This is a genomic window from Limnohabitans sp. 15K (assembly GCF_002778285.1).
Lineage (GTDB): Bacteria > Pseudomonadota > Gammaproteobacteria > Burkholderiales > Burkholderiaceae_C > Limnohabitans_A.
The window spans coordinates 125,795-138,002 of sequence record NZ_NESM01000002.1 but is presented as its reverse complement, the minus strand read 5'-3'; the positions used below and the strand labels follow the sequence as shown (position 1 = coordinate 138,002).

Here is a 12,208-nt window from a genome sequence, read left to right as displayed (position 1 = left end):
ATGAGCACCGCCCCTCGCGCTACTTTGATGTCGCTCGACGACGCACTGAAGTCGTTGTTGTCCCACATCAGGCCACTGCAAACGTCTGAAACCGTGGCTACTTTCGATGCCGATGGCCGTGTCCTGGCGCAAGATGTGGTGTCCTCCTTGCAAGTGCCCGCTTTTGACAACTCGTCGATGGACGGTTACGCCGTGCGCAGTGCCGATGTGCAACACATGGGTGCCGAGTTGACGGTGACACAGCGCATTCCGGCGGGCCATTTTGGCGAAGCCCTGTTGCCCGGCCAAACCGCGCGCATTTTCACTGGAGCCCCTGTGCCGCCTGGGGCCGATGCCATCGTGATGCAAGAGCAAACTGAGTCTGTGTCGACGTCAGATGCCAGCAGGGTGCGCTTTTTGACAACAGCCGAGGCGGGTCAGTGGGTTCGACGCAGCGGAGAGGATGTCCAAACGGGCGATACCGTGCTCAAGCGCGGCCAGAAATTGGGCCCTGCCGAATTGGGATTGGCCGCCAGCTTGGGCCTCGCGCATTTGCAAGTCGTGGCGCGGCCCAAAGTGGCTTTGTTTTCAACGGGCGATGAGTTGGTCATGCCTGGCGATGTGGCGCCTGGGGACATGCGGCCTGGGGCCATTTACAACTCCAACCGATTCTTCTTGCGCGCCTTGTTGCAGCGCATGGGTTGTGAGGTGAGCGACTTGGGCATTGTTCCGGATCGCCGCGAAGCCACGGTCGCGGCCCTCCAAACCGCAGCCGAACAACATGATTTGATCGTGACCAGTGGCGGTGTGTCGGTGGGCGAGGAAGACCACGTCAAGCCTGCGGTGCAATCTTTGGGCGACTTGGCACTGTGGCAAATTGCCATGAAGCCCGGCAAGCCTTTCGCCTATGGCCATGTGCGCCGCGATCGTTCGGCAGGCTCCGCTCACTTTGTGGGTTTGCCAGGCAATCCGGTGTCGAGCTACATCACTTTTTTGCTGTTGGTCAAACCTTTGATCTTGGCCCTTCAAGGTGCGACGCCAAAGCCGCCTGTGCCTTGTTATTTGCCTGCCCACTTTGACTTGCCCAAGGCGGACAAGCGGCGAGAGTTTTTGCGGGTTCGCCGCAACGCACAAGGCGGTCTGGATTTGTTCCCGAACCAAAGCTCTGGGGTTTTGACCTCGGTGGTTTGGGGCGATGGCGTGGTGGACAATCCCGGCGGACAAACCATTGCCCAGGGCGACATGCTCAGTTTTTGGTCTTTTTCGGAATGGCTGTCATGAAAATTCAAGTCCGGTATTTCGCTTCCTTGCGGGAAACCATGGGTGTGGGCACAGAAACGGTGGAGACTTCTGCCCAGGATGTGGCCAGCCTTCGCCAAGCCTTGATTGCCCGTGGTGGTGCTTATGCGCAATGTTTGGCCATCGGTTTGCCTGTGCGTGTGGCTGTCAACCAAGTCATGGCCAGCGACGGTACGCCTCTGGTGGCTGATGGCGAAGTGGCATTTTTCCCACCTGTGACCGGTGGTTGACCGCATGCGCCCTTCCGTGAGCATTCAGACCGAAGACTTCGATTTGTCACAAGAGATCGAAGCCCTGCGAGCGCAAGATCTGCGCGTGGGCGCGGTGTGCAGTTTTGTGGGCACGGTGCGCGACACCCGTGCACTCACCGGGCAGGCCGCTGATGAGGTTCAGGCCATGGAACTGGAGCATTACCCCGGCATGACCGAAAAATCGATCGAAGTCATGATCGCTGAAGCCCATCAGCGCTTCGATTTTTATGCCGCCCGTGTGGTGCACCGTGTGGGCCGTTTGCTGCCCGCGGACCAAATTGTGATGGTGGCCGTGACCTCGGCGCACCGGGGTGAGAGTTTCAAGGCCTGCGAGTTTTTGATGGACTACCTCAAAACCCAAGCGCCGTTTTGGAAAAAAGAGCAAACCCCGCAGGGCTCGCATTGGGTGGACGCCCGCGTTTCAGACGATTCGGCCTTGGCCCGTTGGGGCATTGAGCGCAGCAACAGCTGAAACCACCGCTTGGCTGGATGACCGCGCGTGAGACGGCTCAATGTTTGTAAACCGTCGGATCCATCGTCAATTTTGGGGTTGACTCGTGTCCGATGGACTTTGGCTGCGCTGCCATTTCCCAATCGGCCTTGACCAGGGTTTCTTGTGCCAAATGGATCAAGCCATGAACCAAACTTGCTTGCAAGTTCAGGTGACAAGATTGAACCGATTCCCCCAGCTTTTGCTGAAAAACGACTTCCAAGCTGCCATTCGTTTGAAGACTCAATTGCACATCGGTCACCAGCATCGGCTCTGCACCCAAAGGCAACCTTTGTGCTTGGGCGTCATAGGGCGTGGTGAAATCGGCTGTTTGCAAAAAAGCATCGCGCTGGATGTCGGCCAAAATTTGCTGCGCACGGCTGTCTGAGGCGGCCACCCCGGGCTGCGCGGCTTCCAATCGAAGCACCGACTGGTTCAGTGCCGGCAGCAAACGAAGCGCCATTCGCCGGGTGAGCCAAAAACGGTACTCCTGCGCATCTTGTGTGTTCAGGCGCACCAACAAGCGGTCGTGGACTTCGTCGTGGCTGATGGACAGCTGGTGGATCTGCATTCCTTGATTTTAGGCAAGAAAGCACAGCCTCAGCCGCTTGAAAATGGCCAATGACCCCCAAGCTAGGTCCCATTGGAGAACTTTCATGCGCTTAGACAAACTGACGACCAAATTTCACGAAGCCCTGTCCGATGCGCAGTCATTGGCCTTGGGCGGCGACCATGCTTACATTGAGCCTGCACACGTCCTGTTGGCGATGCTCAAACAAGACGACGGCCCCAAATCTTTGCTGATGCGCGCAGGTGTTCAGGTGCCGGGCCTTCTGTTGGCAGCCGAGACGGCTGTGAACCGTTTGCCCAAAGTCACGGGTCAAGACCAAGTGCAAGTAGGACCCGACTTGGCCAAACTGCTGCAAGCAGCTGAGAAGGAGTCCATCAAACGGGGCGATGCGTTTATTGCCAGCGAACTCTTTTTGTTGGCCCTGACCGACCAAAAAGGTGAAATCGGTCGTTTGGTCAAAGAGCAGGGCATGAGCCGAAAGAGCCTGGAGGCTGCCATCGACGCGGTGCGGGGTGGTCAAAACGTGGGCAGCGCAGAATCCGAAGGTCAGCGTGAAGCCCTGAAAAAGTACTGCATTGACCTGACCGAGCGGGCCCGGATGGGCAAGTTGGATCCGGTGATTGGCCGCGATGACGAGATTCGCCGCGCGATCCAAGTCTTGCAGCGCCGCACCAAAAACAACCCCGTCCTGATCGGCGAGCCTGGCGTCGGCAAGACCGCGATTGTGGAGGGGCTGGCTCAGCGCATCGTGGCAGGCGAGGTGCCCGATTCGCTCAAAGGCAAGCGCGTTTTGTCACTCGACATGGCCGCTTTGCTCGCCGGGGCCAAGTTCAGGGGCGAGTTTGAAGAGCGCCTGAAAACCGTGCTCAGCGAGTTGGCCAAAGACGAAGGCCAAACCATCGTATTCATTGACGAGCTGCACACCATGGTTGGGGCAGGCAAGGCTGAAGGGGCGATGGACGCGGGCAACATGCTCAAACCCGCTCTGGCAAGGGGCGAGCTGCATTGTGTGGGCGCGACCACACTCGACGAATACCGCAAATACATTGAAAAAGATGCTGCTTTGGAGCGCCGTTTTCAGAAGATCTTGGTCAACGAACCCTCGGTTGAGGCCACCATCGCCATCTTGCGCGGCCTGCAAGAGAAGTATGAAATTCACCACGGCGTGGACATCACCGATCCGGCCATCGTGGCCGCAGCGGAGTTGAGCCACCGTTACATCACCGACCGGTTCTTGCCAGACAAAGCCATTGACCTGATCGATGAGGCTGCTGCCAAAATCAAAATCGAGATCGATTCCAAGCCCGAGGTCATGGACAAACTCGATCGCCGTTTGATCCAGCTCCAAATCGAGCGGGAAGCCGTGCGCAGAGAGCACGATGAGGCCTCTCAAAAGCGTTTTGACTTGATCGAAGAAGAAATTGTCAAGCTCAAAAAGGAGTCGGCTGACCTTGAGGAAATTTGGCAAGCCGAAAAAGCCCAAGCCCAAGGGGGCCAGCAGGTGCGAGAAGAAATCGATCAACTGCGCCAGCAAATCGAAGAACTGACGCGCAAGGGCGATTTCAACAAAGTGGCTGAGCTCCAGTACGGCAAGCTGCCCGCTTTGGAGAAAACACTCAAAGAAGTCCAAGCCAAAGAGTCTGCACCAGGCGAAAAACCGGTGCACCGTTTGTTGCGCACCCAAGTGGGCGCCGAGGAAATTGCCGAAGTGGTCTCTCGTGCCACGGGCATCCCGGTGTCGAAAATGATGCAGGGCGAACGCGAAAAACTCTTGCAGATGGAAGACAAACTGCACCAGCGCGTGGTGGGCCAAGATGAAGCGATTGCCGCTGTGGCCAACGCCATTCGCCGCTCGCGCTCGGGCTTGTCCGATCCGAACCGACCCACGGGCTCTTTCCTTTTCCTGGGCCCCACAGGCGTGGGCAAAACAGAATTGTGCAAAGCCTTGGCAGGGTTTTTGTTTGACAGCGAGGACCACCTGATCCGCATGGACATGAGTGAGTTCATGGAAAAGCATTCGGTGGCCCGCTTGATCGGTGCGCCTCCGGGCTACGTGGGCTACGAGGAGGGCGGTTACCTGACCGAAGCTGTGCGTCGCAAACCCTACAGCGTGTTGCTGCTCGACGAGGTCGAAAAAGCCCACCCCGACGTGTTCAATGTCTTGCTGCAAGTGCTGGACGATGGCCGACTGACCGACGGTCAAGGCCGTACGGTGGACTTCAAAAACACCGTCATTGTGATGACCTCCAACTTGGGGTCGCACCTGATCCAGTCGATGGTGGGGCAGCCTGCCGAAGACATCAAGGATGCGGTATGGGATGAACTCAAGACCCATTTCCGGCCCGAATTTTTGAACCGCATTGACGAGACGGTGGTCTTCCACGGTTTGGATGCCGACCACATCGCCAGCATTGCTGAAATCCAACTGAAGGTCTTGCAAGCCCGACTGGCTCGCATGGATTTAAGCTTGGTCGTCAGTCCTGCGGCCTTGTCGGAATTGGCCAAAGTGGGGTTTGACCCGGTATTTGGTGCACGCCCCTTGAAGCGGGCGATCCAGCAGCGCTTGGAGAACCCCTTGTCCAAGCTGTTGCTGGAAGGTCGCTTCCCACCCAAATGCAGCATCGAGGTGTCGGTGGACCCGGTGCAAAACCCTGGGCAATTCGATTTCAAAGTGGTTGAGCAAGCGCTTTGATGGCCCTCTGGCCAACCGTCCTTCAAGCACAGCCGTGACAGACTGGCGCGGCGGTGTTGGGCACAATGCGGCATGACTTCAAAAATTGCTGGCCACCTGCTCGTTGAATGCCTCTTGGCCCAAGGCGTTACCCATGCTTTTGGCGTGCCCGGTGAAAGTTATCTGGCGGTGCTGGATGGCTTTCACTTGCACCGCGAGGCCATCCAGTTTGTGACCTGCCGACAAGAGGGTGGCGCTGCTTACATGGCCGAGGCACAAGGCAAACTCACAGGCCGTCCAGGTATTTGTTTTGTGACCCGGGGTCCTGGCGCCACCAACGCGTCCATTGGCGTGCACACCGCGTTCCAGGACTCAACACCCATGATTTTGTTTGTGGGCGACGTGGCCAGCGACACGCGCGACCGTGAGGCTTTTCAGGAAATGGATTACACCCACTTCTTCGGACCCTCGACCAAAGGCATGGCCAAGCGGGTCGAGCGCGTAGACGACCCTGAGCGCTTGCCTGAGTACGTGGCTCGCGCTTTTGCCACAGCCATGAACGGCCGTCCCGGCCCTGTGGTTTTGGTCTTGCCCGAAGACATGTTGACACAGCCCGTCAAGTCTGAGCCTTTGCCCCGCTTGGAGCCCATACAAGCTTGGAGTGACCCAGGGTCTCTCCGCACCCTGCGCGACATGCTGTTGGCTTCTCGCAAGCCTTTGGTGATCGCGGGTGGCGGTGGCTGGACCGTGCAATCGGCACAAGCGTTGGAGCGATTTGCCGAAAACTGGCAGTTGCCCGTCACCAACGCTTTCCGCTTTCAAGACACGTTTGACAACCACCATCCCTTGTACGCGGGTGATGTGGGTATTGGCATTGGTCCAGCGCTGGCCCAGCGCGTGCGCGACGCCGATTTGATCATCGCCATAGGCCCACGTTTGGGCGAGATGACCACGGGTGGCTACACCTTGTTGCAAGCGCCTAAAACCCAACAAAAGCTGGTGCACATCCACGCCAGTGCAGAAGAGCTCAACCGTGTTTACCAAGCCGATTTGGCCATTAATGCCACCATGAACGCGGCAGCTCGCAGCCTGGAAGTCTTGACTGCACCGCCCGAAGTGCCGTGGACCGATTGGACGAAGGCCGCTCATGCGGATTATTTGGGCAACTTGCAACCGCAAACGCTGCCTGGCGCCATCGACATGCCCGCCATTGTTGCGACGCTGCAAAAGCACCTGCCTGCCGATGCGGTGCTGACCAATGGTGCGGGTAACTTTGCCAGCTGGATGCACCGTTTTTACAAACACCATGGCTTGGTCAAAGGTCACAAAACCCAGTTGGCGCCCACCGTGGGGGCCATGGGTTATGGGGTTCCCGCAGGCATTGCCGCCAACTTGTTGACGGGTCGGCTCGCATTCACCATCGCTGGGGACGGGGACTTTTTGATGAACGGTCAAGAGTTGGCCACAGCGGTTCAGCATGGCGGTAAAAGCATCATTGTCTTGCTCAACAACGGCATGTACGGCACCATCCGCATGCACCAAGAGCGCGAGTACCCTGAGCATTCAACCGGATCAAAACTGCAAAACCCCGATTTTGTCGCTTTGGCACAGGCTTACGGCTATGCGGGTGTGCGCATCACTCAAACCGAAGGTTTTGAAGTGGCCTTGCTGGAGGCTCTGGCGCGCCCTCAAGGCACGCTGATGGAGGTGATGCTTGATCCTGAGGTGATCACCACACGCGGCACCTTGAGTGCCATCACTCAAGCGGCCTTGGCCAAACAAGCGGCTGGGGCCTGACAACAAAAAACCCGCCTTGGCGGGTTTTTTTTGTTGGGGCTTGTCTGAATTATTTCAGGTGCTTGCCAATCAAGCCAGCCATTTCGAACATGGTGACTTGTGCTTTGCCAAATACAGCCTTGAGCTTGTCGTCTGCGTTGATCGCACGGCGGTTCACGCTGTCTTGCAGGTTGTGCTTCTTGATGTAGACCCACATTTTGCTGACCACTTCAGTGCGTGGCAGTGGGGTTGCGCCCACCACAGCAGCCAATGCAGCGCTGGGGGTCAATGCTTTCATGAAAGCAGGATTGGGTGTGCGTTTGACTGCAGGAGCAGCTTTTTTGGCTGGGGCTTTTGCCGCAGCTTTAGGAGCGCTTGCAGCCACTTTTTTAGCAGGAGCAGCTTTTTTCGCTGGAGCTGCTTTGGTAGCGGGAGCAGCTTTTTTTGCCGGGGTTTTTTTCGCAGTTGCCATGATGTTGTTCCTAGGGTCGGAAGTGAGTTCGTTGCTGAGTAACAGTTTGTTTCCAGCTGATTGAATGCTACTGGAGAAAGAGGCGCTTTCCAAGTCAATTTTTCATTTTTTCTATAGGGGTTGATCCTGATTTTTTTAAGGTCTTGTGCGATTTGTTTGCGCTAGGACATCTCTTTTTTCAAAGTCTTCAGCTTTGATGAGTCCTTGTCATTTTTTCCGCATGACTGATTTGCGTTCTTTGAACTGGGTTCTGATGTGTTTTTTGAAGATCCGTGATTTCATTATTCTTCTGGTCGTTTCATATTGCAAAAAAACCCTGTATTCGAGCGTTAAAACTTTTCTCAATATGGGAAATGCACAATCATATCGTGAAATATTTTGTCTAAGTCATTGTTTTTAAATGATAAAAAATAAGTCTTGTATAAGACATAAGAATGAAAATAACTCTTCTATAAGAGTTAAGATTGAGGCGCCGACAAAGCAGAATTCGCTGCCCAAATCGCCCGATTTCAAATTGACTTTAGGAGTCTTCTCATGCCCGCTAACCTCACCGAACAACTCAGCCGTGAACAACAAATCGCAGCCCTCGAAAAGGACTGGGCCACCAACCCACGCTGGAAAGGTGTGAAGCGTGGTTACTCTGCTGCTGACGTCGTGCGTTTGCGCGGCAGCATGCCCATCGAGCACACACTGGCCAAGCGCGGCGCAGAAAAGCTCTGGGACAAAGTCAACGGCGGTGCCAAAAAAGGCTACGTCAATTCTTTCGGCGCCATCAGTGCGGGTCAGGCCATGCAACAAGCCAAAGCTGGTTTGGAAGCGGTTTACCTCTCGGGCTGGCAAGTCGCGGCCGACGGCAATTCGTCCGAAACCATGTACCCAGACCAATCGCTCTACGCGTATGACTCTGTGCCCACCATGGTTCGCCGCATCAACAACACATTCAAACGCGCCGACGAAATCCAGTGGGGCCGTGGCATCAACCCCGGCGACAAAGAATTCATCGACTACTTCTTGCCCATCGTCGCTGACGCTGAAGCCGGTTTCGGTGGCGTGTTGAACGCTTTCGAATTGATGAAGAACATGATCTCTGCTGGTGCTGCTGGCGTTCACTTCGAAGACCAATTGGCTGCGGTGAAGAAGTGTGGCCACATGGGCGGCAAAGTGTTGGTGCCCACCCAAGAAGCTTGCGAGAAATTGATCTCTGCACGTTTCGCGGCGGACGTCATGGGTACATCCACCATCGTGTTGGCCCGCACCGATGCCGAAGCGGCCAACTTGATCACGTCTGACCACGACGCCAACGACAAGCCTTTCTTGACTGGCGAGCGCACACAAGAAGGTTTTTACCGCGTCAAAAACGGTTTGGAGCAAGCCATCAGCCGTGGCGTGGCTTACGCGCCTTATGCTGACTTGGTGTGGTGCGAAACAGGCGTGCCAGACATCGGCTTTGCCCGCGAATTCGCACAAGCTGTGCACGCTGCATGCCCAGGCAAGCTCTTGTCTTACAACTGCTCACCTTCTTTCAACTGGAAGAAGAACCTCAACGACAGCCAAATCGCTTCGTTCCAAGAAGACTTGTCAGCATTGGGCTACAAGTACCAGTTCATCACATTGGCCGGTATCCACATCAATTGGTACAACACCTTCCAGTTCGCCAATGCCTACGCCAACGGCGAAGGCATGAAGCACTACGTCAACATGGTGCAAGAGCCTGAATTCGCAGCACGCGACAAGGGTTACACCTTCGTGTCGCACCAGCAAGAAGTCGGCGCGGGTTACTTCGATGACGTGACCACTGTGATCCAAGGCGGTTCTTCCAGCGTGAAGGCCCTCACCGGTTCGACAGAAGAAGAGCAGTTCCACTGATCCATTTTGGCGAGCTGAAGGCGAGGGCGGCGTAAAATCTGTCCTCAGCGTTTAGACATCCCTTCCAAGCGCGGCCTTTGCCGCGCTTTTTTACTTGTAGACACATGGTTCAGATCACTCTTCCCGACGGTTCATTGCGCGAATTTCCCGGTCCTGTGACCGTGGCTGACGTGGCCGCCTCCATTGGCGCTGGCTTGGCCAAAGCGGCATTGGGAGGCAAAGTCAACGGCCAACTGGTGGACACCAGTTTCAGCATGGCCGCCAACGCCAATTTGTCGATCGTCACCGCCAAAGACCCCGAAGGCCTGGAGCTGATTCGTCACTCAACAGCCCACTTGTTGGCTTACGCCGTGAAGGACTTGTTTCCCGAAGCGCAGGTCACCATCGGCCCCGTCATTGAAAACGGCTTCTATTACGACTTTTCGTACAGCCGCTCCTTCACGCCTGAAGACTTGGTGGCGATCGAAAAACGCATGACCGAGTTGGCCAACAAGGACGAGCCTGTTGTGCGCCGTGTTTTGCCGCGCGATGAAGCGGTGGCCCATTTCAAGGCCATAGGGGAGCATTACAAGGCCGAAATCATTGGCAGTATCCCAGCCGACCAAGAGGTGAGCTTGTACCGTGAAGGCGCATTCGAAGACTTGTGCCGTGGACCTCACGTCCCCAGCACCGGCAAGCTCAAGCATTTCAAGCTGATGAAAGTGGCGGGTGCCTACTGGCGCGGAGACAGCAAAAACGAAATGTTGCAGCGCGTGTACGGCACAGCTTGGGCCAGCAAAGATGACCTGCAGCTGTACTTGACACGCTTGGAAGAGGCCGAAAAGCGCGACCACCGCAAATTGGGTCGCGAACTCGACTTGTTCCACATTGACGAGCACGCCCCAGGTTTGGTGTTTTGGCACCCCAAAGGCTGGACCGTCTGGCAAACCGTGGAGCAGTACATGCGCCAGGTTTACCGCGACAGCGGCTACCAAGAAGTCAAGGGCCCGCAGATTCTGGACAAATCCCTCTGGGAAAAAACCGGTCACTGGGACAAGTACCGCGACAACATGTTCACCACCGAGTCGGAAAAGCGCGATTACGCCTTGAAGCCGATGAACTGCCCGGGCCACATCCTCATCTTTAAGCAAGGCATCAAGAGTTACCGTGATTTGCCTTTGCGTTACGGTGAATTCGGCCAATGTCACCGCAACGAGCCTTCCGGCGGCTTGCACGGCATCATGCGTGTGCGTGGTTTCACGCAAGACGATGGCCACATTTTTTGTACCGAAGACCAAATTCTGCCCGAGTGCGACACCTTCACCCAGGTGCTCAAAAAAGTCTACGCAGACTTCGGGTTCACCAATATTTTGTTCAAGGTCTCCACACGTCCGGCGGCCCGCATTGGATCGGATGAGTTGTGGGACAAGGCTGAAAAAGCTTTGATGGACAGCTTGCGTCACTCAGGATGTGAGTTTGTGATTTCGGAAGGCGACGGCGCTTTTTATGGCCCCAAGATCGAATACACCTTGAAGGACGCGATTGGTCGTGAGTGGCAGTGCGGCACGATCCAAGTCGACTTCAACCTGTCCGAGCGCTTGGACGCCGAGTACACGGCCGAAGACGGTTCTCGCCAGCGCCCCGTGATCTTGCACCGCGCGATTGTGGGCAGTATGGAGCGATTCATCGGTATTTTGGTTGAACAGCACGCTGGCGCCTTGCCCACTTGGCTTGCGCCTTTGCAGGTGTCGGTGCTCAACATCACCGATGCCCAGGCAGATTACTGTCGTGAAATCGCTGCAAAACTGCAAAAATCAGTGTCAAATCAAGGCCTTAGGGTTGATTTGGATCTGCGTAACGAGAAAATCACGTATAAAATACGTGAGCATTCGTTGCAAAAGCTGCCTTACATCCTTGTCGCTGGCGACAAAGAGAAGGCAGCAGGTACCGTCGCAGTGCGCGCCCGAGGCAACAAAGACCTCGGTGTGATGTCGATCGATGCGTTCATTGAACTCATTGCTGCCGACATCGCTTCTAAAGCCTGAAGGTGAGTTTCGCCACAAGCTTTGGCCCGTGGGCACAAAGATGGATAGGCTGCTTGTTGCAGTTTTGTTCCGTAAAGGATTGAGTCATCGCTACCGAATTTCGTGATCGTCGCCACCGCGAAGAACGTAAACACCGTTTGAACCGTGAAATCATGGCCCCAGAGGTCCGTGTTTCCGGCCCTGAAAATGAACCCATGGGCATTTTGTCCTTGGCTGAAGCCTTGCGCTTAGCGGGTGAGATGGATGTGGACTTGGTTGAAATCGCCGCCACAGCCACACCTCCCGTTTGCCGTTTGATGGATTACGGCAAGTTCAAGTACCAAGAGCAAAAGCGTGCGGCAGAAGCCAAAGCCAAGCAAACGGTCATTGACATCAAAGAAGTCAAGTTCCGTCCCGGTACCGACGATGGTGACTACAACATCAAGATGCGCAACATCCGCCGCTTTTTGGCAGATGGTGACAAATGCAAGATCACTTTGCGTTTCCGTGGCCGCGAGATTACCCACCAAGAGTTGGGCATCGCCTTGCTGAACCGGATTCGCGACGAGTTGGCCGATTCGATCATTGTGGAGCAGTTTCCCAAGTTGGAAGGTCGCCAGATGATCATGATGATCGCGCCGGGCCGTAAAAAGCCTACCAGCGGCAAGCCTGCAGACGCTTCGGCGCCTGCTGAGTCGGTTTAAAAAAGAATTTGACCGGCTTTCGGGCTGGTCGGGTCGAAAGTCACTTTCGGGTGACTTTTGTTAAAAGTGGCTCGGGGCCAACAAGGCTGCAAACTTTTTGCAGACGCCTCACGAGCACAATTAAAG

10 protein-coding genes are annotated in these 12,208 nt (G+C 55.7%); 8 read left to right on the top strand and 2 right to left on the bottom strand.

Features of this window, described 5'->3' with window-relative positions; translation table 11 throughout:
- From glp to B9Z40_RS09465, 3 genes are read left to right on the top strand one after another with little or no spacing between them, the layout of a single operon-like run.
- Entirely contained in the window at positions 1-1,260 is a 1,260-nt protein-coding gene (gene glp, locus B9Z40_RS09475; protein WP_199172537.1) for a gephyrin-like molybdotransferase Glp, read from the top strand.
- A complete protein-coding gene (locus tag B9Z40_RS09470) occupies positions 1,257-1,508 on the top strand; it encodes a MoaD/ThiS family protein (RefSeq protein ID WP_100173435.1) in 252 nt (83 codons plus the stop codon). Before glp ends, B9Z40_RS09470 begins: the two co-directional genes overlap by 4 nt.
- A gap of 4 nt (positions 1,509-1,512) precedes the next feature.
- Entirely contained in the window at positions 1,513-2,001 is a 489-nt protein-coding gene (locus B9Z40_RS09465) for a molybdenum cofactor biosynthesis protein MoaE (protein WP_100173433.1), read from the top strand.
- Between the two features lie 37 nt (positions 2,002-2,038).
- Here the strand turns inward: B9Z40_RS09465 and B9Z40_RS09460 are convergent, their stop codons facing one another.
- A complete protein-coding gene (locus B9Z40_RS09460; RefSeq protein ID WP_100173122.1) occupies positions 2,039-2,590 on the bottom strand; it encodes a hypothetical protein in 552 nt (183 codons plus the stop codon).
- 85 nt (positions 2,591-2,675) lie between these two features.
- On the opposite strand from B9Z40_RS09460, the gene clpB reads away from it, so the two are divergent.
- Together clpB and B9Z40_RS09450 are read left to right on the top strand one after the other, a co-directional pair.
- The gene (clpB, locus tag B9Z40_RS09455) at positions 2,676-5,282 is read left to right on the top strand and encodes an ATP-dependent chaperone ClpB (RefSeq protein WP_100173121.1); all 2,607 of its coding nucleotides are present in this window, start codon (positions 2,676-2,678) and stop codon (positions 5,280-5,282) included.
- A 72-nt stretch (positions 5,283-5,354) separates the two neighbouring features.
- Entirely contained in the window at positions 5,355-7,058 is a 1,704-nt protein-coding gene (locus B9Z40_RS09450; protein WP_100173120.1) for a thiamine pyrophosphate-binding protein, read from the top strand.
- A 49-nt stretch (positions 7,059-7,107) separates the two neighbouring features.
- Here B9Z40_RS09450 and B9Z40_RS09445 read toward each other — a convergent pair whose 3' ends face one another.
- Positions 7,108-7,509: an SWIB/MDM2 domain-containing protein gene (locus tag B9Z40_RS09445; protein WP_100173119.1), complete on the bottom strand. Its 402-nt coding sequence runs from the start codon at positions 7,507-7,509 to the stop codon at positions 7,108-7,110.
- 534 nt (positions 7,510-8,043) lie between these two features.
- Between B9Z40_RS09445 and aceA the strand changes: the two genes are divergently transcribed.
- From aceA to infC, 3 genes are all read left to right on the top strand, one after another.
- Positions 8,044-9,375 carry an isocitrate lyase gene (gene aceA / locus B9Z40_RS09440; RefSeq protein WP_100173118.1) on the top strand — a complete coding sequence of 444 codons (1,332 nt, stop codon included), beginning with the start codon at positions 8,044-8,046 and terminating at the stop codon, positions 9,373-9,375.
- Between the two features lie 104 nt (positions 9,376-9,479).
- The gene (gene thrS / locus B9Z40_RS09435) at positions 9,480-11,399 is read left to right on the top strand and encodes a threonine--tRNA ligase (protein WP_100173117.1); all 1,920 of its coding nucleotides are present in this window, start codon (positions 9,480-9,482) and stop codon (positions 11,397-11,399) included.
- Positions 11,400-11,485: 86 nt separating this feature from the next.
- Positions 11,486-12,082: a translation initiation factor IF-3 gene (infC, locus tag B9Z40_RS09430; RefSeq protein ID WP_100173116.1), complete on the top strand. Its 597-nt coding sequence runs from the start codon at positions 11,486-11,488 to the stop codon at positions 12,080-12,082.
- The last annotated feature ends 126 nt before the right edge of the window (positions 12,083-12,208 follow it).